This window comes from Synechocystis sp. IPPAS B-1465 (assembly GCF_003015225.1).
GTDB lineage: Bacteria > Cyanobacteriota > Cyanobacteriia > Cyanobacteriales > Microcystaceae > Synechocystis.
Window position 1 is genome coordinate 2962393 of record NZ_CP028094.1, and the last position, 25662, is coordinate 2988054.

Annotated in this window: 21 protein-coding genes and 1 tRNA gene; 11 read left to right on the forward strand and 11 right to left on the reverse strand. The window is 47.3% G+C overall.

Annotated elements, in window-relative coordinates:
- Nucleotides 1-67 precede the first annotated feature (67 nt).
- Both C7I86_RS13940 and C7I86_RS13945 read right to left on the reverse strand, forming a co-directional pair.
- Nucleotides 68-1096 (reverse strand): asparaginase, encoded by a 1029-nt coding sequence (locus C7I86_RS13940; protein WP_010873852.1) that lies wholly within the window; start codon nucleotides 1094-1096, stop codon nucleotides 68-70.
- 58 nt (nucleotides 1097-1154) lie between these two features.
- Complete coding sequence (locus C7I86_RS13945; RefSeq protein WP_041426056.1) at nucleotides 1155-1667, reverse strand: CGLD27 family protein; 513 nt, start codon at nucleotides 1665-1667, stop codon at nucleotides 1155-1157.
- A gap of 178 nt (nucleotides 1668-1845) precedes the next feature.
- On the opposite strand from C7I86_RS13945, the gene wecB reads away from it, so the two are divergent.
- Together wecB and C7I86_RS13955 are read left to right on the forward strand one after the other, a co-directional pair.
- Nucleotides 1846-2961, forward strand: a complete 1116-nt coding sequence (wecB, locus tag C7I86_RS13950; protein ID WP_010873854.1) for a non-hydrolyzing UDP-N-acetylglucosamine 2-epimerase — start codon at nucleotides 1846-1848, stop codon at nucleotides 2959-2961.
- Between the two features lie 57 nt (nucleotides 2962-3018).
- Complete coding sequence (locus tag C7I86_RS13955; protein WP_010873855.1) at nucleotides 3019-4482, forward strand: sodium/glutamate symporter; 1464 nt, start codon at nucleotides 3019-3021, stop codon at nucleotides 4480-4482.
- Between the two features lie 120 nt (nucleotides 4483-4602).
- Here the strand turns inward: C7I86_RS13955 and aroH are convergent, their stop codons facing one another.
- Nucleotides 4603-4986, reverse strand: a complete 384-nt coding sequence (aroH, locus tag C7I86_RS13960) for a chorismate mutase (RefSeq protein WP_010873856.1) — start codon at nucleotides 4984-4986, stop codon at nucleotides 4603-4605.
- Nucleotides 4987-5189: 203 nt separating this feature from the next.
- Between aroH and C7I86_RS13965 the strand changes: the two genes are divergently transcribed.
- Both C7I86_RS13965 and C7I86_RS13970 read left to right on the forward strand, forming a co-directional pair.
- On the forward strand, nucleotides 5190-6380 hold the full coding sequence (locus C7I86_RS13965; RefSeq protein WP_228670063.1) for a tetratricopeptide repeat protein: 1191 nt from the start codon (nucleotides 5190-5192) through the stop codon (nucleotides 6378-6380).
- Nucleotides 6381-6623: 243 nt separating this feature from the next.
- Nucleotides 6624-7637: an IS701 family transposase gene (locus C7I86_RS13970; RefSeq protein WP_071822662.1), complete on the forward strand. Its 1014-nt coding sequence runs from the start codon at nucleotides 6624-6626 to the stop codon at nucleotides 7635-7637.
- 488 nt (nucleotides 7638-8125) lie between these two features.
- Here C7I86_RS13970 and C7I86_RS13980 read toward each other — a convergent pair whose 3' ends face one another.
- Together C7I86_RS13980 and C7I86_RS13985 are read right to left on the reverse strand one after the other, a co-directional pair.
- On the reverse strand, nucleotides 8126-9649 hold the full coding sequence (locus C7I86_RS13980; protein WP_010873859.1) for an ammonium transporter: 1524 nt from the start codon (nucleotides 9647-9649) through the stop codon (nucleotides 8126-8128).
- 274 nt (nucleotides 9650-9923) lie between these two features.
- Nucleotides 9924-10544 carry a bifunctional 4-hydroxy-2-oxoglutarate aldolase/2-dehydro-3-deoxy-phosphogluconate aldolase gene (locus C7I86_RS13985; RefSeq protein WP_010873860.1) on the reverse strand — a complete coding sequence of 207 codons (621 nt, stop codon included), beginning with the start codon at nucleotides 10542-10544 and terminating at the stop codon, nucleotides 9924-9926.
- 119 nt (nucleotides 10545-10663) lie between these two features.
- Between C7I86_RS13985 and C7I86_RS13990 the strand changes: the two genes are divergently transcribed.
- Both C7I86_RS13990 and C7I86_RS13995 read left to right on the forward strand, forming a co-directional pair.
- Complete coding sequence (locus C7I86_RS13990; protein WP_010873861.1) at nucleotides 10664-11671, forward strand: hypothetical protein; 1008 nt, start codon at nucleotides 10664-10666, stop codon at nucleotides 11669-11671.
- Between the two features lie 45 nt (nucleotides 11672-11716).
- Nucleotides 11717-14152 carry an HD family phosphohydrolase gene (locus C7I86_RS13995; protein ID WP_010873862.1) on the forward strand — a complete coding sequence of 812 codons (2436 nt, stop codon included), beginning with the start codon at nucleotides 11717-11719 and terminating at the stop codon, nucleotides 14150-14152.
- Between the two features lie 37 nt (nucleotides 14153-14189).
- Here the strand turns inward: C7I86_RS13995 and C7I86_RS14000 are convergent, their stop codons facing one another.
- Nucleotides 14190-15452, reverse strand: a complete 1263-nt coding sequence (locus tag C7I86_RS14000) for a VWA domain-containing protein (protein WP_010873863.1) — start codon at nucleotides 15450-15452, stop codon at nucleotides 14190-14192.
- 82 nt (nucleotides 15453-15534) lie between these two features.
- Entirely contained in the window at nucleotides 15535-16611 is a 1077-nt protein-coding gene (locus tag C7I86_RS14005) for a RuBisCO accumulation factor 1 (RefSeq protein ID WP_010873864.1), read from the reverse strand.
- A 345-nt stretch (nucleotides 16612-16956) separates the two neighbouring features.
- Between C7I86_RS14005 and C7I86_RS14010 the strand changes: the two genes are divergently transcribed.
- Complete coding sequence (locus tag C7I86_RS14010) at nucleotides 16957-18345, forward strand: ParA family protein (RefSeq protein WP_010873865.1); 1389 nt, start codon at nucleotides 16957-16959, stop codon at nucleotides 18343-18345.
- On the forward strand, nucleotides 18345-19049 hold the full coding sequence (locus C7I86_RS14015) for a Rho termination factor N-terminal domain-containing protein (protein ID WP_010873866.1): 705 nt from the start codon (nucleotides 18345-18347) through the stop codon (nucleotides 19047-19049). Before C7I86_RS14010 ends, C7I86_RS14015 begins: the two co-directional genes overlap by 1 nt.
- 58 nt (nucleotides 19050-19107) lie before the next feature.
- On the opposite strand, the gene C7I86_RS14020 is transcribed toward C7I86_RS14015, so the two are convergent.
- The 4 genes from C7I86_RS14020 to rlmN form a co-directional block, all read right to left on the reverse strand.
- Nucleotides 19108-19416 carry a hypothetical protein gene (locus tag C7I86_RS14020; RefSeq protein WP_010873867.1) on the reverse strand — a complete coding sequence of 103 codons (309 nt, stop codon included), beginning with the start codon at nucleotides 19414-19416 and terminating at the stop codon, nucleotides 19108-19110.
- Nucleotides 19417-19457: 41 nt separating this feature from the next.
- Complete coding sequence (locus tag C7I86_RS14025) at nucleotides 19458-20639, reverse strand: M20 family metallopeptidase (protein WP_010873868.1); 1182 nt, start codon at nucleotides 20637-20639, stop codon at nucleotides 19458-19460.
- A 98-nt stretch (nucleotides 20640-20737) separates the two neighbouring features.
- Nucleotides 20738-22015, reverse strand: a complete 1278-nt coding sequence (locus tag C7I86_RS14030; RefSeq protein WP_010873869.1) for a bifunctional cobalt-precorrin-7 (C(5))-methyltransferase/cobalt-precorrin-6B (C(15))-methyltransferase — start codon at nucleotides 22013-22015, stop codon at nucleotides 20738-20740.
- 128 nt (nucleotides 22016-22143) lie between these two features.
- The gene (rlmN, locus tag C7I86_RS14035; protein WP_010873870.1) at nucleotides 22144-23196 is read right to left on the reverse strand and encodes a 23S rRNA (adenine(2503)-C(2))-methyltransferase RlmN; all 1053 of its coding nucleotides are present in this window, start codon (nucleotides 23194-23196) and stop codon (nucleotides 22144-22146) included.
- Between the two features lie 126 nt (nucleotides 23197-23322).
- Between rlmN and C7I86_RS14040 the strand changes: the two genes are divergently transcribed.
- The 3 genes from C7I86_RS14040 to C7I86_RS14050 all read left to right on the forward strand — a co-directional run bounded on the left by C7I86_RS14040 (nucleotide 23323) and on the right by C7I86_RS14050 (nucleotide 25643).
- A tRNA-Gly gene (locus C7I86_RS14040) sits at nucleotides 23323-23394 on the forward strand.
- A 45-nt stretch (nucleotides 23395-23439) separates the two neighbouring features.
- Nucleotides 23440-24690 carry an AsnC family protein gene (locus C7I86_RS14045; protein ID WP_223211298.1) on the forward strand — a complete coding sequence of 417 codons (1251 nt, stop codon included), beginning with the start codon at nucleotides 23440-23442 and terminating at the stop codon, nucleotides 24688-24690.
- On the forward strand, nucleotides 24687-25643 hold the full coding sequence (locus C7I86_RS14050) for a mechanosensitive ion channel family protein (RefSeq protein WP_010873872.1): 957 nt from the start codon (nucleotides 24687-24689) through the stop codon (nucleotides 25641-25643). The genes C7I86_RS14045 and C7I86_RS14050 overlap by 4 nt, the downstream gene beginning before the upstream one ends.
- The last annotated feature ends 19 nt before the right edge of the window (nucleotides 25644-25662 follow it).

Below are 25662 nucleotides of genomic sequence, written 5' to 3' on the forward strand. Positions count from 1 at the left end.
TTTGGGCTAAATATCGGAGTTTCGTTTTTTCGTTCTAATGGGCTGATCCACCCCCAACTTTTAGAGTTCACAGCATGGCTAATTCGCCAATCACTTCCAGGCGTTTATATTTACCCAGCCGGACGAATTTTTCCGACAGAGTTTCCGCCACCTGGGGAGGAATCCAGCCCATTTGTTGCAGCAGGTGAATGGCTACAGCATACTTAGCCCGTTTGGAACCGTCTTTTACTTTGATGGCTAAGCCTAAGCCTTCTCCCACTCGCCCCACACATTGCACCCCTTCAGCGCCGGATTTACTCACCAGCTCTCCTTCCATCTGTTGCATAAGTTCCGTATCAAAACAGCCTTCCCCAGCGACAAAATAGGGGTAGTAAGTCATGGCCCGAGCCACTCGTTCCAGACCCAACTGTTGCCCCGAAGCCAGCAGCGCATACAAATGAGCTATTTGTCCCAACTCCATGGTGTAGGTGGGGGCACCGCAGTCGTCATGGGCAGCGATCAATTCGGCTCCGGGCATGCCCAACAGATCCGCTACTTTGGACAGAATTAGTTTTTGGATGGGACTATTTTGTTGCAAATAACTGTGGAGCGGCCAGTCCTGTTGTTGGCAAACGGCCAGCATCCCCGCATGTTTACCGGAGCAACCATGGTATAGAGGGCTTTCCTGTCCCGCTGGTATGGGACATTGCAGAGCTTGAGGCTCAATGTCGGCCCGCCAAAGAATGTTGAATACCTGCCGAGCTTGTTCAATGGTGCCTTGGTGGGAACCACACATAATGGCCAGGTCTTTGTCGGTAAGACCATAGCGTTCCATGGTACCGGTGCTGGTGACGGCTAGGGCTTGAAACGGTTTGAGGGAAGAGCGAATAAAGGCATTGCTGGTGCTATCGCCGGCCAGCATTAAAACCCTTCCCCTGTCGTCGTAGACTGTGGCTTCAGCCCAGTGCTGGGATTCGATGATGCCTTCCCTCAGCAAATGCACTTCGATGGGGGTAGTGTGGGGACGTTTTCCTCTGCTCATGCTGTTGGGGGAATTTCCGATGATGGTAAAGTTTCGCGGGGTTCTATTGATTAACCTATCCTCAATTCTAGGCATTTAGGGCACTTTGCACGGATCAGAGCCCATTTGATCTGTTTAATCTGTGCAATTTTGCTCAATGGAGAAATCGAAAAATGGTCCAAATAAGAATGTCGATCGCCATGGTGGCCCCCAGGAGTTTCAGAGTATTTTGCCAACGTTGTAGTACGGGGTTAACTTGATAGCGCAAAATAAGTTGGTCCCTGGTTTGCACTTCCAATGGTTTGCGCCACACCTGGCCATCGTACCAACCGGATTCTTCGTAGGTGACGGTTTCCGCCCCTAGGCGATCGCCAACGTAACGCCAGCCCAACATCAAGCGCAACACAAACAGAGACAATAAAAGGCAAATACCCAGCACAATCAGAAAACCGCATTGAACCGGTTGCTTTTCCACCGAAAAACTGGCAGAGGCGATCGGACTGACAATAAAACTGATCAGCAGGGCCAGACGGGTGAGGTTTTTGCCGTAGCTAAGCAGATCTACTTGACCCCAGGAATAGAGCCAAGCGGATTTGAGCGCTTCATATTCGTTGACCGGCTGTTGGTCGATAGGCACAGGACAGATTTGGGGGGAAGATTCCCGCATCGGCTTCATGGGTTTGGGAAGATGGGCTAGAGGATTTAGTGTAATTCCTTCCCATTTTGACCCAGAATTTCGGTGAGCACCAAGTTATGGTGAGCTAGGAAATTTGCTTAATTTTGCCTAAAGCAGATTTTCCTGGGGCCCCTCTCCGCTAACCTGGGATTATCTGTGTTGGTGACCTATGCCTGTATCTCCCCTATCGGTTTGTATTACCCTGGGCACCCGCCCCGAGGCGATTAAATTAGCCCCAGTGATCCGTGCTTTCCTGGCCCAGCCTGATATGCACACCCAAGTGTTGTTAACGGGACAGCATCGGGAAATGGTGCAACAGGTGATGGATTTATTTGCATTGTCGGCGGACGCAGATCTGGAAATTATGCAACCGGGGCAAACCCTCACGGACATTACCCAGGGCTGTTTAGAAGGACTAGGACAACTATGGCAAGAAAAACCGCCCCAATTGGTCATTGTCCAGGGGGACACCACCACTGCATTTGCTGCGGCCCTGGCAGCTTTTTACCAACAAATCCCCATTGGCCATGTGGAAGCAGGTTTACGCACCGATAATTTGTTTAACCCCTATCCAGAGGAAGCCAATCGCCGTCTAATTTCCCAAATAGCCCAGTTGCACTTTGCCCCCACTACCTTGGCGGTGGAGAATTTACGGCGGTCCGATGTCACCGGGGAAATCCATTTAACGGGCAATACGGTCATTGATGCCCTGTTAACGGTGGCGGAACAAAAACCAGCCTGTCCCATTCCAGGTTTGGACTGGCAGAAGCATCGAGTTTTACTGGCTACAGTGCATCGCCGGGAAAATTGGGGGGAGCCCTTGCAGGATATTTTGACCAGTTTTAGCCAAATTCTAGAGCAGTTTCCCGACACGGCCCTATTGCTGCCCATGCACCGTAATCCCACTGTGCGGGAACCGATTCAAAAGGCGTTGGGTAATCATCCCCGGGTTTTTCTGACAGAACCCTTGGATTACGCCCAATTGGTGGGGGCAATTCAGCATTGTTATTTACTGTTGACGGATTCCGGGGGTCTGCAGGAAGAAGCTCCTAGTTTGGGAAAACCTGTGTTAGTGTTGCGGGAAACAACGGAACGCCCAGAGGCGATCGCCGCTGGAACTGCCAAATTAGTGGGAACGGATCCAGCTGCGGTTACGAAGGCTGCCGGGGAATTACTAAGTCAACCTCAGGCTTATGAGCAAATGGCCAACGCCATCAATCCTTTTGGGGATGGTACCGCTAGCCAAAAAATTATCGAAATTGTCCGTAACTATTTCCAGCATTAAAGCTGGTGCCACCATTGTCTTGAATTTGTTAGTCAAAATTTTTAGTAAAACCACATAATGCTCAGTTTAATTAATGTTTTATTTGCCTTTATAACCATAGCGATTTTAATCCTAGCGGGTAGGTTTCTTAAGCAAAAAATTAAACTATTTCAAAAACTATATTTACCAGAATCGATTATCGCCGGGGCGATCGCCCTGTTGTTGGGGCCTGGAGTTTTCGGTGCTATTGCCGTGGCTTTGGGGGTGCCTGCCGACGGCTATTTAGCGGGGGGCGTATTTTCAGAAACCACCCGTGCGGTCTGGGCCCAATCCCCCGGAGTATTTATAAATATAGTTTTTGCCGCTCTCTTCCTAGGGGAAACCATTCCCAAACCAAAGGAAATTTGGCGAAAAACTGCTCCCCAGGTAGCCTTTGGCCAGACGTTGGCTTGGGGCCAATATGTTCTGCCCATACTGGTAACTTTATTGATTTTAATTCCCCTATTTGATGTCGATCCCATCATTGCAACTTTAGTGGAAATTAGTTTTGAAGGAGGCCACGGAACAGCCGCGGGGATGGCAGAAACTTTTAACAGGTTAAACTTTCCCGATGGGGGAGATTTAGCCCTGGGATTAGCCACGGTGGGCATTGTTACAGGGGTAATTGCCGGAACGATTTTGGCCGACTGGGGCAGAAAAAATAATTACATTCAAGAAATACCAACGGAAGTACCATCAGGAGACGCCCAATTTCAACCTACGGCCCATCTAGAGAGCGATCGGGTTTTAACCAGAAGGGCCCGGTTAATGCAGAATCTTTTAGTTGATCCCCTGTCTTTAAACTTTGGTTTTACGGCCCTAGCAGTGTTGATTGGCTGGATAATTTTAGAATTACTTAGGTTATTAGAATTTTTCACCTGGGGAAAAACGGGTTTTGAGTTAGCTGGAGCCATTCCCCTATTCCCCATGGCTTTGATCGGGGGAATTATTGTCCAACTAATCATGAAAAAGTTGGATTTAGATACCTTAATTATTCGCAATTTACAGGAAAGAATTGCTGGGGTTGCACTGGATTTAGTGGTGGTGACTGCTTTGGCTTCCATTAAACTGCAAGTGTTGGGGGCTAACTTGCCCGTTTTTCTTAGTTTGTCTTTGGTGGGAATTGTTTGGAATATTGTCGCTTTTGTCTACCTAGCACCAAAAATTTTACCGAGCTACTGGTTTGAACGGGGCATTGGTGATATGGGCCAATCCATGGGAGTTACTGCCACGGGAATTCTCTTAATTAAAATGGTGGACCCCCATAACCGCACGGGTGCATTTGAGAGTTTTGCCTATAAACAATTATTTTTTGAACCCATTGTTGGCGGGGGATTATTTACAGCAGCGGCCCCTACTTTGATCCGACAATTTGGCCTAGTTCCCATGCTAATTTCCACCTCTGGGCTATTAGCTTTTTGGTTAATCTTTGGTTTCTGGAACTACAAGGTGATTAAACGAGAAATGATCGCCGAAGCGAATTCTCCCAACCCAATTACTTGATATTGATATTCAGGGAATAATAAACTGCAATTAGGTCTGTTCTATGTACGAAAAATTGCAGTATTTAGCAGCGTTAAAAATTAAGATCTTGTAACGTCTTGGTCAAGCCTTGGTCAATCTTTAAAATCTGGCTAGATGCCAGTCGGGGCGTAAACTGCGAGCTTGCCGTAAATAAGCGTGGTACATCTCAGACTGGGGACTTTGGCTGTTGACATGGATCAACACCCGGATACACCGTTCCAAACTACCTTTTACACACATTTGTTGGACATCTAGCAGGGGTACATTTTCCCAACGGGGCCTCTGCCTGGCGATCGCCGCCGGAAAAATGGCATCGAGATCGGGGGTAACGGAGAAGGTTACGCTGACAATGTCTTCAGGGGGACAGGCATTATTCGCTTCAATGACATCCAGTAGCTCACAGACCGCATCTCGGATTGCCTCAGAGCTATTTTCCGAAACCGTCGTTGCACCCCGAATTGCCCGAACTTTCCAGTCCACCACCCTCAACCTCCTCGTTAATTGCTAGTAAGTTTAGTCTTTGTGAGTTGAATTTAATTTAATCGGTCTAGTTACGGGGGCAAAAGTTCCCCGTTTAGCCCTAGCCCAAGGGTAAGGGACTATTTTGCTTGGAAACCACACCCATCTTACCGGACAATTCGGTTAGGATGATTGACTGACCTTTTGCCAATTTTGCCTGAATGTCTATGCCTCGCCTCAGCCTTTGCATGATTGTTCAAAACGAAGCCGCTTTCCTAGGAGATTGCCTGGCCAGTGTGGCGAGTTTAGTGGACGAAATAGTCATAGCAGATACAGGGTCCACCGATAACACAGTGGAAATTGCCACCCAGGCGGGAGCTAAGGTGATCACTGTGCCTTGGCAGGATGATTTTGCCCTGGCTCGCAATCAGGCCCTAGCGGCCACCACTGGAGATTGGGTTTTAGTCCTCGACGCGGACGAAAGGTTGAATATTTTGGTAAAAGATGGCATCGAAAAGGCGATCGCCATGGACAATGCCTTAGTGGTGAACCTAATGCGCCACGAACTGGGCAGTAATCAATCTCCCTATTCCTTGGTATCCCGACTGTTTCGTCGTCATCCGGCAGTGCAATTTAACCGTGCTTACCACGAAACCATTGACGACAGTGTGTTGGCCTTATTAACCCAGGAACCGGATTGGCAAGTGATTGACCTACCGGGGGTGGCCATTTTGCACCAGGGCTATGACCCTACTTTACTCAGGCAACGGGGCAAAACCCAACGGGCCAAGCATTTACTCGAAAAAGCCAGGGTGGATAATCCCCAGGATCCTTACCTCTGCAGTAAGTTGGGAGCCTTATATTTTAGTTTGGGGGATGAAAAAGAAGGGGTAAAACTACTCAAGCAGGGTCTAAAAAGCAATACAGCTTCCATCCCTGTGCGATTTGAATTGCATTACCATTTGGCCAACGCCTACCGTCGCCAACAAAAATGGGAACTGGCTCGGAAGCATTATCAAAAAGCCCTGGATGAAGAAATTTTATTGCCGCTAAAATTAGGTGCTTTGATTAATTACGGTGCTTTTTTACAAGACTTGGGGGAATTGGGCGAAGCAATTAAGCTTTATCAAGCAGTAATTCACATTGATCCATCCCAGGCGATCGCCTTTTTTAATCTAGCTATGATTTACAAAGCCCAAGGGAATTTGCTAGAAGCTATTAAAGGTTATCAAGAGGCTATTACCCTGCAACCGGATTATGCTGAAGCCTATCAAAACTTAGCTGTTACTAGCTTTAAAGCTGGGCTAATTCAGGAAAGTGTCGATGCTTTCCAACAGGCGATCGCCCTTTACGAACAACGGCAATCTCCGGAGGCAGATCGACTAAGAAAAAACCTAGGAGAAATGGGTTTGATCTAAATGTGCAATTTATTCATGGAAATGCCAAAAGAATTGTTTGAGTGAAACTGGCTCAAGATTCGATTATCACCCAAGAAAAGTTAACTATCGCTCTTCTATCATTGTGGGTAGGATAAAACGGAGAAGATAGTCTGAAATGCGGAGGTGGTATATGGTTGCCCCACGTGAAGCAAAAGAAACAGTATAATTCATTGACAAATACTGCGAAGGATACAGAGGCTTATTTTATTTCCAAAAGTGAGAATGAGAAGCTTTGAATACTTGCATCTAGGATTAATTGCGAATATAAAGAGAAAAACCTTCGCAGAAATAGCTAAGGTAGTAGGACTAGAAAATGGACAAGGATTTGACTATTTCTTCGGTAACAGCCCTTGGTCGTTAGAGGAGGTAAGGGAAAGAAGAATTAATAAAATTCTGAGTTTTGCGAAAGGAGAAGCAATAACAATGATCATAGACGAAACAGGGGATAGGAAAAAAGGAAGAAAGACAGATTATGTTGCGCGTCAGTATATTGGCAATCTAGGAAAAATAGAAAATGGAATAGTAGAGGTGATGTGTTATGGAATTATAAAGGGAATGACAGTACCATTAATCAGCAAAGTATATAAACCAGAGACAAGACTAAAAGAGGGGGATAAATACAAAAATAAGCCAGAAATAGCAGGGGAAATTATCAAAGAAATAAAAGAGCTTGGTTTCAATATAAAGGTAGTATTAGCAGATAGTGAATATGGAGAGAGCAGCGAAAACTTTGTAAGAGTATTAGAAAAAGAAAATCTAGAATATGTACTAGCTATAAGGAGTAATCATGGAGTCTGGCTTGGGAAAGAGGAAAGAGTAAGAGCGAACAAATGGGGAAAATTTGAGAGAGAATTTGCAAGTGGAAAGTCGGAAATAAGATACGTGAGAGAAATTATTTATGGAAAGAGAGGGGAAAAAAGATATTGGCAAGTAACGGATAACAAGGAGAAAATGCCGTCAAATTCAACGTATTGTATTATGACAAAAGTATCAGAAATAAAATATAAAGAAGTGGGTAACTTATATGGAGCAAGGAACTGGATAGAGTATGGATTAAAGCAAATAAAGAATGAACTGGGGTGGGCAGATTTTAGAATAATGGACTATTCCAGAATAGAAAAATGGCGGGAAATAGTGATGAGCGTATATTTAATGGTAAGTCTTCAGATAGAAAATTTGCCTCCGCATGATAACTCCTTAAACAAATCAAAAAAATGGATGGAAAAACATACTTAACAACATGAAATTAATAATTCAGCCATTATGTTACTTTAATTTATTAAAGCCGTGGATGACGGTGATTTATACACCTCAGTTATTGAGAAACTTCCATTGCTTATTTGACAAATTGAAGAAGGCAGTAATGGCTTTAGGAGACCTTATTATTGCTCCAATTATTTTACCTTCCCACCTACACTGATAGAAGAGCGATAGGTTTTCGACAGGCTTATTTGGTGGCTTTTTTGAATTTGGGATTCTTCCCCAGGTGAGCCATGGGGATTCTAATTCGCCCTGGCTGTTTATGGTGATAGTAGAATCGGCCCTCGGCATTCCCTAACATGTAAACTTTTTCCACTAACCATCTGTTGCTCCTAACAAACAACAAAAGGGGAGCGGAAAAACCGACCCCCTTGAAGATAGTTACTATTTTTTGCCAGTTTGATGACAATTAATTTGCCTGCAGTCGGTGAAAGGATAAATTTTATCCTTCCAGCCCAGACGAATTATTCAGGGACAGTGGCACCGGAGACAGCACTACCAAAGGAATCAGTTTCCTTAACAAAGCCAGTGTAAGCTTCCATGCCATGCTCGCCGATGTCCAAACCGATCATTTCTTCTTCGCCGGACACCCGGATGCCCATAGTTTGCTTGAGGATAGCCCAAACAACGAAGCTGAAGATAGCGGTGAAAGCACCGATCGCCAGAATACCAACGATTTGAATGATTAACTGGTTGATGCCGCCGCCGTAAAACAAGCCCTTCTCCATGTTGAAGAAGCCCACTGCCAGGGTTCCCCAAACACCGTTGACCAAGTGAACAGAAATGGCACCCACGGGGTCATCAATTTTAATTTTGTCGAAGAAGGCAACGGAGTAGACCACCAAAATTCCAGCGATACCACCAATGATGACAGACCCCCAGTAGGATACTCCAGCACAACCAGCGGTAATACCCACCAGTCCAGCCAGTACACCGTTGATTACCATGGTCAAATCAGGCTTACCATCTTTGAGCCAGGAGGTAAAAGTAGCGGTGAGACCACCAGCAGAGGCAGCAAGGTTAGTGGTAACGGCAATGTAGGCACAGGCTTGATCGGCGGCTAATTGGGAACCGGGGTTAAAACCGAACCAGCCGATCCAGAGAATTAGACAACCAAGCATGGCAAAACCCATGTTGTGGCCGGGGATAGCGCCGGGTCGGCCATCAACAAATTTACCTAAGCGGGGACCGAGAAGGAAAGCTCCAGCCAAAGCAGCCCAACCACCAACGGAGTGAACCACAGTGGAACCGGCAAAGTCCATAAAGCCCATGGTGTAAAGCCAGCCGCCGGCATCCCAAACCCAGTGACCAGTGATGGGATAGGCAATACCAACCAACAGAACACTGAAGATCAAAAACTCATTAAACTTGATCCGCTCAGCTACAGCACCGGAAACAATGGTGGCGGCGGTAGCAGAGAACGCAACCTGGAACAAGAAGAATACTGCTACGGGCAATCCTTCTGGAAATGGGCTTAATCCATAGTTGGTGTGGTCGCCGCTCAGGAAAAATCCCCCGAAACCGACGAAGGGATTGCCACTGCTGCCGAACATCAAGGAAAAACCGATCGCCCAGTAAGCTATGGTGGCCAAGGCGAAAACGATCAGGTTTTTGGTCAGGATGTTAACGGCATTTTTTTGCCGGCAAAGGCCGGTTTCCAACATCCCGAAACCAGCGTTCATGAAGATAACCAGAATGGCGGCTATCAAAATCCAGATGGCATTAAGGGTTCCCTGGAGAGTGGCAACATTTTCGTTAACGGTTTCAACGGTGATGTTGACAATTTCTGTGTCTTGGGCGATCGCCGCGGCGTTCCAGATTGCCACAATCAGGGCTGTTAAGGGAACACAGGCCAACCAGGGAGAATTAATTTTACGGCGTACAAAGCGAAAAAGGGATGACTTTTCTGCCTCCGTACGCGAGGAATGTGTCCGATTAACAGGACTCCTCTCACCCACATTTAGTTTAGACAATATCGAATTAGACATTTTGTACTTTAATCTACATTGTTCTACGAAAGTCCGCCCCCACCCATTTCTCCCAAATTATTAAGCCAGCTCTGTGATAGTGCCCTGCCATAGATTTGGTCGAAGAATAGAAGAAACTAGACTTTTTCGGACATCAAACCATTAGAGTATTCAATTTTTACATGATTGTTTTCTGTATGATTTACTACTTTTCAAATGGAAAATTCGGTGTAAACCTGTGAACTTTAGTGGCTCCCCTGCTTTTACCCATGGGGTTAATCGTCTTTTTGTACTATCAGCCCCTTGGTGTCTGGATTTCTTTCAACAAAGTACGGATTAGATCGCCAATTTCTCTCCAGGCTTTGATTGCTACTAAATTGGGGGGGAATAGCTGTCCAGATAGGCCAACGGCGATCGCTCCGGCCGCTAGGAAAGCTTGGGCATTTGCCAAAGTTACCCCTCCGGTGGGAATAAGGGGAATTTGGCCGAGGGGACCTTGGAGAGCTTGAATGTAGTCCACTCCTCCCAAGGTTTTAATGGGAAAAACTTTGACGGCGGTGGCTCCCCTCTGCCAGGCTTGGACAATCTCCGTAGGGGAAAAGGCACCGGGAATAATGGGGATGCCATGGGCCACGGCGCTGGTAATTAATTCTGGCTCACTGTGGGGGGTAAAGCAAAATTGGGCTCCACTGGCAACGGCCTGGAGCAAATCCTCCTGAGAGAGGACTGTACCCGTACCAATGGCACAATGGGGAAATTGATGACGCAGGTGAGCAATGGTTTCCCCCGGCTGGTCACTGTTCCAGGTAATTTCCACTAGCCCCATGCCTGCTTCGATGGCCACCTTAGCCAATTGCAGACTTAGGTCGATGGAATCAGTGCGAATAACGGCGATCGCCCGGTGCTGTCGCAACATTTTTAACCATGGCGATCGGAGGGCGGAGATAGCTGACTCCTGGGGGCAACCAAAATCATCAATGATGGACAAATTCCAAACTTCCTACATTCAACACTGTTCCAGATTACCGCTCCACCATGGCCCTTTCTCCCCTCTCCCGCTTTCAAGCTTCCTTACTCCTGGCCTTGGGGGGAAAAGACTGGGATGAAAACCATCAGAATCAAGCTAATTGCCTCCGATGGGGCCAACCCTGGCAGTACATATTATCCGAGCCTTACCAAACTCCTTTGCCGGAAAGATTTTGGCAAAATGCTTTGTCCCAACAGCCAGCCTTAACTACGGCAGAGTTAGTTAATTGGTTAATTGTTTTAGCTCTTTACCATTACGAAAATCCCTTCGGCTTTAGGCAGGATCTATCCCACTGGTTCCATCTTTGTCAGAATCATTGCCCTGCATGGGTCGGTGGTGACCAGGCCGAGCCCGCCTTATTACTATGGCAAAGACTACTGACCCTTATCCTGTCGGAAAGATTTGCCATTCACCAGTTGCCAGCCCTACTGAGAGCACCAGCGCAATGGTGGCCAGTTACTCCGGCCCCGGCATTTTCCCCAGAGTTACGCCAGGGCCTAACGGCGATCGCCGCATGTTTAGAAAATTATGTTTCCCCCAGAACCACGGGCCAAACTGCCGATCCCTGGATCCATATGGTTAGCACCGCCATTTATCTCTGGGGTCAAAACCCCGCTCAACCCCGGTTAATTCTTCGCCAACTAGGAATGGCAGAACAATCTGCATCAAAGGCGATCGCCCTTTCACCCCCGAGGAAAAATCAAGTGAATCACCCTGGCCAGAATCCTTATCCGGGGATTTTGTCCCCCTTAACCCTCGCCCTCGTGGGAGCTTATAATGGTATGCAGATTAGCCAACAAGCTCTAATAACAGACCATCGCTCCACAGTGCGCGCCAACTTTTTGCCCTTAGGACAACAACTTTGGCGGAGATGGTCCGGTCGTCTTAGTGTTGGTTCCGGCCAGGAAAACCCCGCCTTGGCTGTAGCTCCCCCGTTGGGAATGCAACGTCGATCTAGTTTAAAATTGGTCTCTCAACAGGAATATGCACAGATCCTCCCCACCCATGGCAATTAACTGGACAGCCCAACATTTTCCAGCCGTTGCCCACCCATTGGTGCTATGAAAGCAATTTTTGCCCTCCGCCAAGCAGTGGCGTCCCAACTAAAAAAGTCCACTGCCTCTAGCCATCCTCTCCCCAGGACCACGGCCTCCACTTCCCAAGATGAAACCATTTGGCAAAAAATCCACCGCTCCAGGTTTGTACGCATTGCCCACCCACCAGTGATGTTGGGTATTACAGTGGTGTCCCTCACCGGGGTAGTGGGTTACCGTTTCTATAACCAGCCCCAGCTCAGCGTTGGCACCGAATCTCCCTACACCATTTACGCCCCGGAAGATGGCAGTTTTGTGGACGAAAGAACCACAGAGGAAAAGCGGAAGGAAGTGCGGGCCGGTACCATTCCCCGCCTACAAAGGGATAACGAGTTAACCGCCCAACTCAAACAAGAAAGAAGTCAATATCTGGATGCCATCAACCAGCTCCGCTACCTAGCCGGTACCTTTCCCTACATAGACACCAAGATTTTTACCCTGGAGCAGCAACATTTACTCCGTAGTCTGGGGCCAGGGGAATGGCAACAATTGGAAGATTATATTAGCTATGGCCAGCCACTGCCCATGGCTTCACCCCAGTTGGCCAAACTGCAACAGTTATTTGATCAACAAAAAGCCACCACTTCCCCTGAGACCATGGCGGGCTTACTCACCAGCATCAGGACCGCCCAGGATAGATATGGTCGGGTGACGGCTCGCTTGGCGGAGGTTAAGGCCGATCGCCAGATTACCAATAACCAGATCGGGGCATTGAAGTTAGACGGGCCCACCTGGCAAACTACCCAACAGACCATTATCCAAGTCCATGACCGCATTCTCACCCAGGGCCTACCGGCGGGCATCACTGCTCCTCTGTTGGGGGAAACGGTACAACTCCATTTGCGCAACATTTTGCCCCCCCAGGCCCACCAAGTGGCGGAGAATAGCTTAAATAATTTACTCAAGGATAAATATAATCTGACTGTTGACAAGGAAGCCACCAAAAACTTGGCGGAAAAAGCGGTACTGGCCATGGAAAACGTCAAAGTATCCGCCGAGAAAAACAGTGTGATTGTGCGGGCGGGGGAAGTCATTACCCAAGAGCAATTTGTTTTGTTGGACGGTTATGGCCTGAGTCAGCGCCAGGTGAACTGGCAAGGCCTGTTGCGGACAGCGGGGTTGGTGGGGGGCGCTTTAATTATTTTCTGTGGAGTAAGTCGGCGTATCCATCGGCCCCTACGGCGGCGGGACCATATTCTCCTCTGTTTGCTCAGCGTTAGCACTCCAGTCTTATTTTTGCTTGACCCGGTCTATAACAACCTGCCGGCCATCAGTTTGCTCACCAGTAGCTTTTATGGCCCCACCCTGGCCATCACCCAAGTGGTATTGGTGGGGGGATTGTCCGCCTTTGCCATGGAATCCATTGTTTGGGAATACTTATTGGGCAGTGCAGCGGCGGCCTTGCTAGCGGGTATGATTGCCAGTAAGCTCCGTTCTCGGGATGAGTTGGCCCTGTTGGGGGTAGGGGTAGGGGCCACCCAGGGCATAGTTTATTTATTCACATATTTAATTGTTAACGCCTCAGCGGTCACAATTATTTGGTACACTGCTCTGCCCAGTGCCATTGTCTATGGCCTACTCGGTTTGGCTTGGAGTGCCATGGCGATCGGGGTTTCCCCTTACCTAGAAAGATTGTTCGACGTGGTGACCCCCACCAGGTTGGTGGAATTGAGCAATCCCAACTGCCCCCTGCTACAAAGGTTGGCCAAAGAAGCCCCTGGTACTTTCCAGCACACCCTATTTGTGGCCTGTTTAGCTGAATCGGCGGCCAGGGAATTGCGCTGTAACGTTGAACTGGTGAGAACCGGAACTTTGTACCATGACATTGGCAAAATGCACGACCCCTTAGGATTCATTGAAAATCAGATGGGGGGCCCTAATAAACACGATGAAATCAATGATCCCTACGTCAGTGTGGACATTATCAAAAAACACGTTTCCGAAGGGTTGGTGATGGCCCGACGTTACGGTTTACCGCAGGTGGTGCGGGACTTTATTCCTGAACATCAGGGACAAATGTTGATTTCCTATTTTTATATCCAAGCCAAGGAAGCGGCGGAAAGGGCGGGGGAACCGCCAGTTAATGAAGAGGAATTCCGTTACACCGGTCCCATTCCCCAGTCTCGGGAAACCGGCATTGTGATGCTGGCGGACAGTTGTGAGGCGGCGTTGCGTTCCCTCAGAGAAGCCAATCCAGAAACCGCCATGGCCATGGTTAACCGTATTTTTAAGGCCCGCTGGCGAGATAACCAATTGCAGGATAGTGGCTTGAAATACGAAGAATTGCCCATTATTGCCGATGTTTTCGTACGGGTGTGGCAACAGTTCCATCACCAACGGATTGCCTACCCCAAGGCGGCCTTAGATGTGCAGGTAACTAGTCCTTCCACCACCAGATTTTAGGCGGAACTCAAGTTGGGAAAGCCCTAGGATATCTGTATTAATGCTCTGATGGCGCAGAGGGCGGTTGGAGAGTGGTTTTGCTGACCATGCGGGTCTTTTTGCGATCGCCTTCGGATAAATCTTCCCCGGATTGAAGTCTGGTGGCATTGGTTTGCAAAATAGTAGCGCCATTTTTATCGCCCATTTGTAGGGCGGTTTTGGCGGCGGTTTGCAGCATGGTGGCCGCCCCTTGGCGATCGCCGGCTTTGAGCTTAGTTTCAGCGATTTGGGTCTGACGATATTTAGCCAGGGTGAGAATGGATTCCTGCACTTGGACATCGGTGCTGGGTTGGTACTGGGTTTGCACCTGAATGGTCAAGGGTAACGGGTCGGACAGCAGATTGGTTTGCCCAGAAGCAGGGTCATCGTAACGAATTTGCACTTGGCCAATGACGTGTTGCCCCGGCAGTAATTGGTCTAGGTAAAGGTTGAGCAGTAAGACCCTTTCTTGGTCGGTCATCAAATCTCCTAGACGCACTTCCTCAATTGCTCCCTGGTTTTGCACGGTTAAATCCATGGTTTCCGGCGATACCTGGGCCACGGGCTTGACGATGGCAAGATGGGCTTGGGGCGCTAATTCCAGCAGGAGATGGGCGTTGGTTAACCCGACATTGCTCATGCGTTGGAACAGTTGGCGAAAGGTATGCAACGCTTCGCTGGGATTTTCGATATAACTCAAACTGCCCTGGGCCGAAGCGGCGATCGCCTCCAGCACATCCTGATTCCAATGGTCGCCAAAACCAAGGGTATGAACCGTGAGCTTATAGTCCGATGCCACCGTGCCAAGTTTCAGGCAACGGTCATTATCCCCATGCTCATTTTCCCCATCGGTGAGCAGAAAAATATGGGAAACCCGGTCTTCCTTACCTTTAGCCGCTTCCTGAATGCCCAGTTTCAACCCCTCATCAATGGCGGTGCCCCCTTCCGCTTTTAACCTTTCAATGGCTTTGGCGATCGCCGCCCCGTTCCGCACCTGTTGATTTTCAATGACAATTTTGGCCCGGTGGTCGAAGGCAATGACCGAAAGGCGATCATCTTCCTCCAGGCGATCGATCAACCCCAAGGCCGCACTTTTAACCGTTTCTAAAGGCTGACCATCCATAGAGCCACTGTGGTCCAATACTAAGCACAAATTCAAAGGCAACCGGCGATCATGGTCATCCGCTTTGGCCGCCACGGCTATCCGCAACTGCCGCTGACTGGTAGGGGCCCCAGCATCCAAATTTTGGTCACTTAAAAGCAAGGAAAGGTCGATACGCATGGGGAGCAACTCAAACTTTTTCCTTTAGCTTACTCCAAGATTTTTGCCCCTGGGATTTTCCACCGATGAGCAAACCGCCAATCTAATCATCCATTTGCCATGGTTCCCGCAGGTTGTTGGCATCGAAAATCTTCTTCGGTCGGAGCACCAACACCACCTGGGCTAAAATCTCCCTTTCTGGCTCTGTTTCGCACCATTGAATTGCTACTGTTTCTCCTTGGTTGAGCAGAAAATAACTGCCATCATTCCAAATTTTTTTGCTGCGATCCACCACCACCAAAACCTGTTCATCCTTACGGGCTAGGGATTCCGACACTTGCCCTGCCGGACAAAAAATCGCCACCGGATCTTCCGCGGTCAAAATTGCTTGCCACTGGGGCACCGGCACCACCGCCCCTTCCCCTTGGTAACTAACTAAACCAAAAGGTTCCACCTGTTCTAAAGACTGCACTGCCTGCACCGCCTGGGGCTGGAGGGGAAAAGTCCCCGCCACTGGAATGAGTCGGGCCGCTTCCTGGTCTTCTTCGAGGCGAAACACCGGCACTAAGGGAGCTTTCCGGCTAGGCTGGGCGGTTAAATCAGTCAGTAATTTTTCGATCGCCTGACGGGCGTTGGGGGAATGGGCGAATTTTAATCCTTTGACAATTAAACGGGTTCTTTCCGGCAAATTCTTTTTCTGCCGGGCTAATTTCCAACATTGATAGGCCAATGCGTCCCCAGGATGGTCGGTAAAACCTTCTGGCAGTTGGGACAGGTAACCAAATTCCTGAAATGCCTTAGCCAATTCCTTCGCTTCATCGGCAGCCAAATTCTTCTGCTGGGCCTCCACTGCGGCGATCGCCCGTTGTTGATGGTTGAGGATGCGTAGTTCGTACAGCACGTCACTTTTGGGACCCCGATAATAGGATAGTACCGTTTCATCGATGCCTTGCTTGACCAGACTTTCATACACTTGACTAGCCACAATCACCAAATTTTGTTGCACTTTTTGGAAGCCGGACTGCTCAAAAATTTCTTCAGCACCGTAACCTGCCTTCTGTAATTGCTGACATTTTTTACCCCAATCTACCCAAGTGCCCTCTTTATGCAACAGGGAACGGATCAGTTCAGCGGCTTCGGCGGCGCTCACAGTAGGGTTGGATTCAGGGGAATGGGTCATCGTTGGCTAAAAATCTAGGCAATTAAACTACTCTACTTTCATTATCCTGCGTACCAGTAACGTTAAATCTATACATAAAACTTAACATTCTGCTGGCATCGCTATGGAAACCCTGACCGTAGCCGAGGTGAAATCTCCCCAGCTCTAAAAATAAACTTATAATTTACAAGTTTTTATAGTCTTTTTGAGTTACTATGATTTCGAAACTTATGAATGATTATGCGAATTAGCCCGGGATGTGGATTTGGCAGGATTTTTCCTTCAGCTTCTCTGGTAAGTTACAAAGAACTATTTTTGATGCTAACAATAGCCTCAATCACCTAGCCCTGACACCCAATTAGTACAATGTCTGATTCGTCTCTGAAACAAGCCCTATTGAATCTTCCACCAATGGCCTATGAGGCTGACATAGTAGGGCGTCTGGTTATTCCCGAAATGATGGCTAAGTGGAACTTTTCCTATTCAGATGGCGAAATCGTACAACAATATAAAGTTGGAAATGGCTTACAATTCGTTGATGTTGCAGGTAGAAAAAATTACGGCGATGATATCTTTTCCCACACACTGAATGGGGCAGAAATAATTGTTGAAATTAAACGTAACACAATAGACTTAAGTTCAGATAGTAAGAACTATCTGGCGGCGGTTGCCCAATTGAAAAGATATTTGGACCCCAGCGCAGCTAATTGCGAAAAAGTAAAGTGGGGAGTAATCACGAACGGGAAGCATATTCAGCTTTTTCGTCGCCACGGTAGAACGGTTTATCCTTTCACAACTAACATTGAGTTAACCCCAGATAATATCGATGAAGCAGTTGGTCTAATTGGTAAATATATGGAAAGTGACCACCGAGCTTTAAAGATTGCTTTATACAATAATAAGGGCGGGGTCGGAAAAACTACAACAGCTATTAATTTAGCGGCAACTCTTTGCATTCCTAAGCCTGAAGGTTATGCAAAAAGGGTTTTATTAGTTGATTTTGATCCAAATCAAAAAGATTTGACTGATTTACTCAAAATAAAACCAAGCAGAATAAGATTGTCTCAATATCTTGAAGACGTTAAGAACAATAAATCCAACAAGCAAGGTATTATTTCCAAATATGAAATTAAACTAAAAAACTCGAAAGTTTATAACTGCTTTGATGTTATTCCCGCTGATGAAAGTTTTTTGGGTAAATCTTCCCATGAATTGATGAAAGTTAAAAAAGGTAGTTTACGGGAAACCCTTTCTCAATTTGCCGATGATTACGATTATATTCTGATTGATGCTCCACCGGGGGATAATTACTTTACCCAAGAGGCAATTACTGCCGCTGATGTCATTTTAATGCCTTCAAAACATAACAGTATTAGCTCTTTTAAAAATGCCGCAATGGCCATGAAACAAATTTTGCCCCAACTAGGTAGTGAAAGAAGGGCATTTAATCCGGAATTAGCAGATCCAACACCATTACCAATCTTTTTCAATGGTGAAAATATAACGGATGCATCAAGGAAACAAGCTGAACAGGCAATTCAGGAAATAATTGAAACAGTTAAATTGGAAGACCAAATTGATTTAACCAGTTTTTTCTTCCCTAAGTTAACAGATGCCCAAGAAGATAAAGCAATTTTTACAATTCCTAATTATGCCTATATTTCATCTATAGCATTTTCCTATCGTCCGGCTGTGTTTACCAGCAAAGTTGCTCGTGGTCATTACAAACTATTAATCGAGGAATACTTTATCTAATGAAACAAGAAATTGGCGCTCTACTGCATCTTCACGTTGACGAAATTGAACCACTCTTTGCAACAAAATCACATCAGTTTTTAGTCGCCAAAGCAGCTGAATCAATTAATCTTTGTGGTGGAAGAAATTGGATTCCTTTAGTTGTTAAACAAACGGGAGAAAGTAGTTTTGTCGCTGTTGCTAATATCTTCACTTTGGCGGCAGTAAGACAAGCAGGGCTTACAAAAATTTGGTGTATCGTTGCCGATGATGATCAGTTTGTACAACAATCTTCCCAACTTTTAAGCAAGGAAATTGTGCCCAAAGTAAACTTAACAACGGCAACTAGAGATGAAATTAAACTTGCCCTTGACTATTTAATTAATCGTTCGGTTAATCCTTTATCTGGAGTAAAAGTTGCTACTTCACTGGATAAAATATCTAATGCTGAACGTAAATATTGGCAAGAAAGTCTCAAGGATGTTGTTGCTCTTAAATGTGGTATAACCAATGGCAAAAAATTAGATATATTCAAGGAAATTTTCTATGTTACTCCTGAACCTCGTCTAATTTCTGATGATGATTTGGGGAAATCAGGGAATGACTTGAAAAAATTAAGTGTGACTGGACTCAGAAAAATTGCTAAAGAGAGAGGACACTCCGGTTATTCCAAGATGAAAAAAGCTGAACTGCTAATTTTATTAGCTGATACTGAGGAATCATAGCTGACTAATAGATTATAAGGCAATTTTACTATCCATATTCTTGGGAGTAACTCTCAGCTTATTCTAGTACTTGGAGTTGTGATTGATCACGGTGCATCAACTCCACTAAACCCGACCAAACCATAAAGTCTGCTTCATCGTTCAAAATTCCGCGGAAAAATTGCTCATAGAATAACTCCGACGACATTTGATATTTTTTTTCAAACTCATCTAGTTCAATTCTCAAATTCAAAATCCCCCGTTGCAGTTCTTGAATCTGGTAATTAATAACACTTTGGGCGAATCTTTCATTATCAATGCCACTGCTGAGAATAGTCTTAAGTTTTTGTTCCGTATCTGGTTGTAACGAGAGTTTTATGTCTAGCATATTTCTTTAATTGTTAGAGGTTAATTTGATATTTTAAGTCGTTAAATTGCGATATTTTGCCAATATTGCCAGGCAGCATAGCTGAGGGTGACAACCCCCGTTAAAATTGCTGCTTCATCGGCTTCAAAGCGAGGATGGTGCAAAGGATGATTCATCTGGCGATCGCCAAAACCAGTACCTAAACGAAACATAGCTCCAGGGGCGTGTTCTAGGTATAGAGCAAAATCTTCTGCCCCTAGGGATGGTTCAGGAATAATTTGCAGGGCTGATTCTCCCCAGGCTTCCCGCACTGCATTTTCTAACAACTTATTTAACTGGGCATCGTTCTGTACCGAAGGTACTCCCCGACGGTAATTGACTTCATATTTCGCCCCATAGGTTTGGCAAACGTTGGCCACAATCCCCTCAATCCATTGGGGCAGTTGGGCATGGGTTTCGGGATGGAGAGATCGCACTGTGCCGGCCATGCGGACTTGGTCGGCAATCACGTTGGGAGCCCGGCCACCGCTAATTTGCCCCAGGGAAAGCACCATGGGCCGGAGGGGATTTTGGGTGCGACTGATGGCTTGTTGCAAAGCAGTAATTACTTGGGCCGCAATCCAAATGGCGTCGATCGCTTCGTGGGGCCTAGCACCATGCCCCGATTCCCCTTGGATAAAAATTTCCAGATCATCCGCCGCCGCTGTCAACGCACCGTAACGAATGCCCACCTGCTGGGCCGGAATAGAAGGAAAAACATGAACGCCTAAAATATGGCTGACCCCCTTCATGGCCCCATCTTGGATCATCCAACTGGCCCCCTGGGCAATTTCCTCCGCTGGTTGAAATAAAAAGCGCACATCCCCCGGTAACCTATGCCCCATTTGGGACAACACCATGGCCGTACCCAAACCCAAAGTGGTGTGGATATCGTGGCCACAGGCGTGCATCACCCCCGGATGGCGGGAAGCAAAGGGCAAACTCACCATTTCTTCGATGGGTAACGCATCCATATCGGTACGGATGGCCAACAGCCGCGGATCGTCTCCTTTGCCGGACAACTGCCCCACCACCCCCGTTTTCCCGATCGCCTCTTCGACATGGAGGCCACAGGAGGACAACACCCCCGCCACATAGGCCGCCGTTTGATATTCTTGGCCGCTCAACTCGGGATGGGCATGGAGATGGCGACGGATTTCCACCAGCCGGGGCAATAGGGTTTGGGCTAAATTTTTTAGCTCCACCAGGGCAGCATCGGTGTGTTGGGAAGCAGAGGATAGCAAAGTGGCAAAGGGAAAATGTTAGTGGTGCTTTTTAGTGTAGAACACGGCATTGGGGGAAGTTAACCAAGGTCGTCGTTTCCCATGGAGTTCCTCCCCGCAGTGAGTAAATAAATCGGATTGAGGGGATCAAAGCGGGTCAGTTCGGCAAATTTAACGCTCTGGCTAATTTGCACCTGTTGCACTTTCACCTGCCATTGTTGTTGTTTAAACCAGCCCAGGGCTAAGCTCAAATGCTCCAAACTGGCGATCGCCATCACCACCAAACCATTTATCGCTAAACGTTCCCCGCAAGTCTGCAAAATAGAGGTTAATTGCCCACCGTTACCACCAATGAAAACTCGGTTAGGAGTAGGTAAATTGGCTAAAACTTCCGGGGCAGAGCCGGCCACTACCTCGACGTTTTGCAGTTGAAATCGTTGGCAATTTTGTTCGATTAACCGTTGACCAGCGCTAGTTTTTTCAATGGCAAAAACTTTTCCCTGGGGACACAACCGGGCACCCTCGATCGCCACTGACCCGGTACCGGCCCCAATGTCCCAAATAATTTGTCGGGGTTGCAAGGATAAAGCGGCTAAAATTTGCACCCGGATAGGCTGTTTGGTAATCATGCCAGGGCGATCGTCAAAGCTAGCAAAGTGATGATCGGCGATGCCCAAAATGGGTAACTGATCCAGATCAATTAGGGGATTTTCTGGCTTTTGTTTAACTAGCACCACTACATTGAGGGGGGAAAAATCCGTTGCGGTTAGGGATGCTAAAGATGGCAAATCAAAGGCTTGAATCTGTTCATTTGTTGCCGCTAAGTTTTCACAAACCCAAGCTTGGTAAGTGGTGGTCAACCCCAAAGATAAACATAAATTGGCGATCGCCCCTGGATGATTTTGCCCATCGGTGAGAATGGCTAATTTTTTTGCTCCTTTTTGCAGGGCTTGTATGAGCAACTCGTTGGATCTTCCGTGGGCACTGATGATGGTGGCATCCTGCCAGGGCATTTTTAAACGATTAAAGGCTAGCTGAATGGAACTCAAATGGGGATGAAATTTTAATTGTTCCGGGGAAAATTTTTCCAGTAATAACCGTCCCAAGCCAAAGTACAGGGGATCACCGGAAGCTAAAACAACAATAGTTTCGTGTGACTTTAAAGTCTGATGAAACTGCTTGATTTTCTTTAAATCTGCTGAAAAATCCTTGATGACTAAACTTTTTTTGCCGTACTGCGGGAAGTAACTCAAATGGCGATCGCCGCCGGCCAATATTTTTGCTTGGGCAATTAATTCTAGTGTTGAACTAGTTAACCCTTCGGCACCATTCAGGCCAATGCCCACCACATGGATCATTTAATTAAATTTCCTCACTAAAAATCGGCCAAGCTTAAATTTTAGAAGGCATTGTAAGTAAATCTCTTCCAAACAAAATAACAATTATTTCCCCCCTTTCAAAGGGGGATGAGGGGGGATAAAACTAATCACGCCATAGGGGTTAATTCCGCTAATTCTTCCTTGCGGGAAGCCCGTAACTGACCACAGGCCGCATCCGCTTGCACTCCCCGGGAATAGCGCACACTGACCGCAATGCGATGGTCACTCAAAACCTGGGCAAACTGATTGATTTGGGCTTCCGTAGGACGCTGATAATCCACCTCGGAAATGGGATTGTAGGGAATTAAATTGACATGGGTTTGGAAACCCCGCAACTTTTGGGCCAATTCTTCCGCATGGACTGGTTGGTCATTGACTCCCGCCAGCAGCACATACTCAAACGTCACCCGTCGCCCCGTAGTTTCCACATAGGCTCGACAGTCCGCCAACAATTGCTCCAGGGGATAGTGCCGGGCACTGGGAATTAACGATTGTCGCAAAGTTTGATTGGGAGCATGGAGACTAACCGCAAAAGTAACCTGCAAATGGCGATCGGCTAGTTGGCGAATTTTCCCCGGCAACCCCACTGTGGAAATGGTCAACGCCCGCTGGCCAATGCCCACCACTTGATTAAGACATTCCACCGCCTTCACCACCTGGGGCAAATTTAACAGCGGTTCCCCCATGCCCATGAAAACCACATTGCTCACCCGTTCATGGAATTCCTCCTGTACGGTCAGCACTTGGTCAACAATTTCATGACTTTCTAAATTGCGGATGAACCCTCCTTTGCCCGTGGCGCAGAAATTGCAATCCATGGCACAGCCAACCTGGGAGGAAACGCACACCGTTAAACGCTTACTGCTGGGAATGCCCACCGTTTCAATAATCAACCCATCTGCCAAACGAAGCAGGTATTTCCTTGTGTGATCCGGGGCCACCGCACAGTGGTCAATGACCGATCGCCCGATGGGGTAATGGACATTTTTTTCCCGCCATACCTTCGGCAAATCTGTCATGGCAGTCAGGGAACGGGCCCCTTTTTGATACAACCATTGGTGAATTTGCTTACCCCGATAGGCCGGTTGGCCAGTGGTTTGCACCCAGTCAGTTAATTCCGGCAGGGAAAGGGATAGTAGAGGAGCGGGGGAAGGGGCCATGGCGATAAGCAAAAAGAAGCATCCATGGCCAGTGTAAGTCAGATTTCCCGGCCACTACAAAAAAATCCTGGCCAAATTGTTGACATAAAAATCTTTCTTTGGCATATTGATAAAAGTCTGAAATTTGCGGGTATAGCTCAGTGGTAGAGCGCAACCTTGCCAAGGTTGATGTCGCGCGTTCGAATCGCGTTACCCGCTTATTAAAAATTTTCCCCAATCTGCGGAGCAAAGTGAATCATGGCAATGGTTAGTTTTGCCTGGCAGTTTCTCAAGCAGAAAGTGTTTTTTTGGTTGCACAAAAGTCAGGAGAGTGACCATTCTCCCGAGACCTTGGCGCCATTGCCAGACACCTTGGAAGCAAAACTTCTCCAATCCATTAACTCCCTCGTTACCCCCACCGCCTACATCAAGGCCATTCATTCCGCCCTAGAAGATAGCCTCCAGGCCTGGCAAAAAAACCTAGAAGCCCCCAATAGCCTGGTGATTCTGGCCAATCCCGTCGAGCCGATCGCCAAAATTTTGCAGGATAGCTTAAACAGTTGGGATAATGACCTGGAGGTAAAGGTGGTGACCCCCCTGGGGGATTTTCGTCGCCCTTCTGATCCTTTGACCATAACAGCCCAATTGCGCCATGCCCTAGAAGCCCAGGGAGGCATTGAGTTTGACGGCCAGGGAGTGGACTTAATCCAGGATGTGGAATGTTTGGAACAGCGCACCACAGTGGTGGTGATTCCTTCCTTAGAACAATGCTTTCTGCGTTGTATCAGCGGTTGGGACGGCATTGGTTTTTTGCGGGAAATTACTGTGCAGAATCCTCAATACTTCTGGTTGATTGGTTGTAATTCCTGGGCCTGGGACTTTTTGGATTTTGTCAGCCAAATTAGCGCTTATTTTGATGACGTGCGTCCTCTGCCAACCTTAACGGGGGAAATGCTCCGCAGTTGGTTAATCCCCCTCACAGGGCAATGGGGCACTATTAAGCCAGAAGGCGATCTTGCCAACTTAATTAGTGTTAATTCATCTAATTCATCTTCATCAGATGCCCAGGCAGAGGTCGAACTTTATTGGCAAAACCTTGCGAACTGCTCCCAGGGGATCGGTTCCATTGCGGCTAAGCTTTGGTTACGGAGTCTGCGGATCAAAAAGCAAGTGATGGAAAGGGAAAACCCAGCTCAATCGGTGCTCAATACCAAAGAAAATGAGGACCAAATCTGCCCCTTGTTCCAGGTCAATCCCGCCCAGCCGAGCTTACCGTCCTTCACCAACCTAGATTTGTATTTGCTCCACTCCTTGATGATCCACGGCCGCATTAGTCCAGCGCACTTGGCCCTGAGCTTAGGGGAACCGGAAAGTCAAATCCAAGCTAGGGTACAGCGGCTCCTACGGGAAGATATTTTGGTACGTCGTTGGGGGGATTTAATTATTTGCCCCACCTACTATCAACAACTGCAAAGTGAATTGGCCAATAATAATTTCTTTGTGGGGGGAAGATGATGTTAGATACCACATTTTTGTCAGATTTTTTTACTCTGAATAGAAATACTTTTGCCCATTATTTGCCGGTAATCCATTTAACTAATGCGGGGGAATTTGGGCTTCAGCATTTGTCCTCCCTGCCCTTGGCTCAGTTGACCCCCCCGGATCAAATTCCCAAAAGTTTGCTGACGGATTTGACTATCCGAAAAATTATTCGGGCCGTAATTGCTGTGGCGATCGCCTATGGGTTGATGGCGGTAATTCAAAAGGTCACTAACTGGATTTCGGAGCGGGTACCCCGGCGGTTTCGGCTGTTGGTCAAACAATCTTTACCGTTTTGCAAAGCATTAATTTTACTATTTACCATTTCCTATTTATTAAACCTATTTTTTAATTTATCGGAAGGTAATTTATTGGCTTTGACTGGTACCATTGCGGTGGCCCTAGGTTTTGCGTTTAAAGATTACATTAGCTCCATTATTGCCGGGGTGGTGGCCCTGTTTGAAGCGCCCTATCGGGTAGGAGATCGGATTCAAATTGGAGATCATTACGGTGAAGTGACGGGCTATGGACTGCGGGGTATTTGCCTCCAAACTCCGGACGATAATAATGTCACCATTCCCCATAACAAAACCTGGACAGAACCGATTTCCAATGCCAATGGCGGTAATTTAGAAGCCCAGGTGGCCACCAGCTTTTACTTCGATCACAGCGTTGATGTGGAACAGGTTATCCGTATTTTGTACCAGGCCGCCTACAGCAGTCGCTACACCCAACTCAGCATTCCCATTGTGGTGGTGATGAAGGAACACATCTGGGGCACCGAATTTAAGCTCCGTTCCTATCCCATGGACGCCCGAGATGAATTTGCCTACCAAACGGATTTAATCCGTCGGGCTAAACGAGCCTTTGGCCAACAGGGTTTGCCCTATCCCAGACTAAAACTGGGGCGGGATGAGTCAGACACCTGAGTGGGTGGGCTTTTTCAGA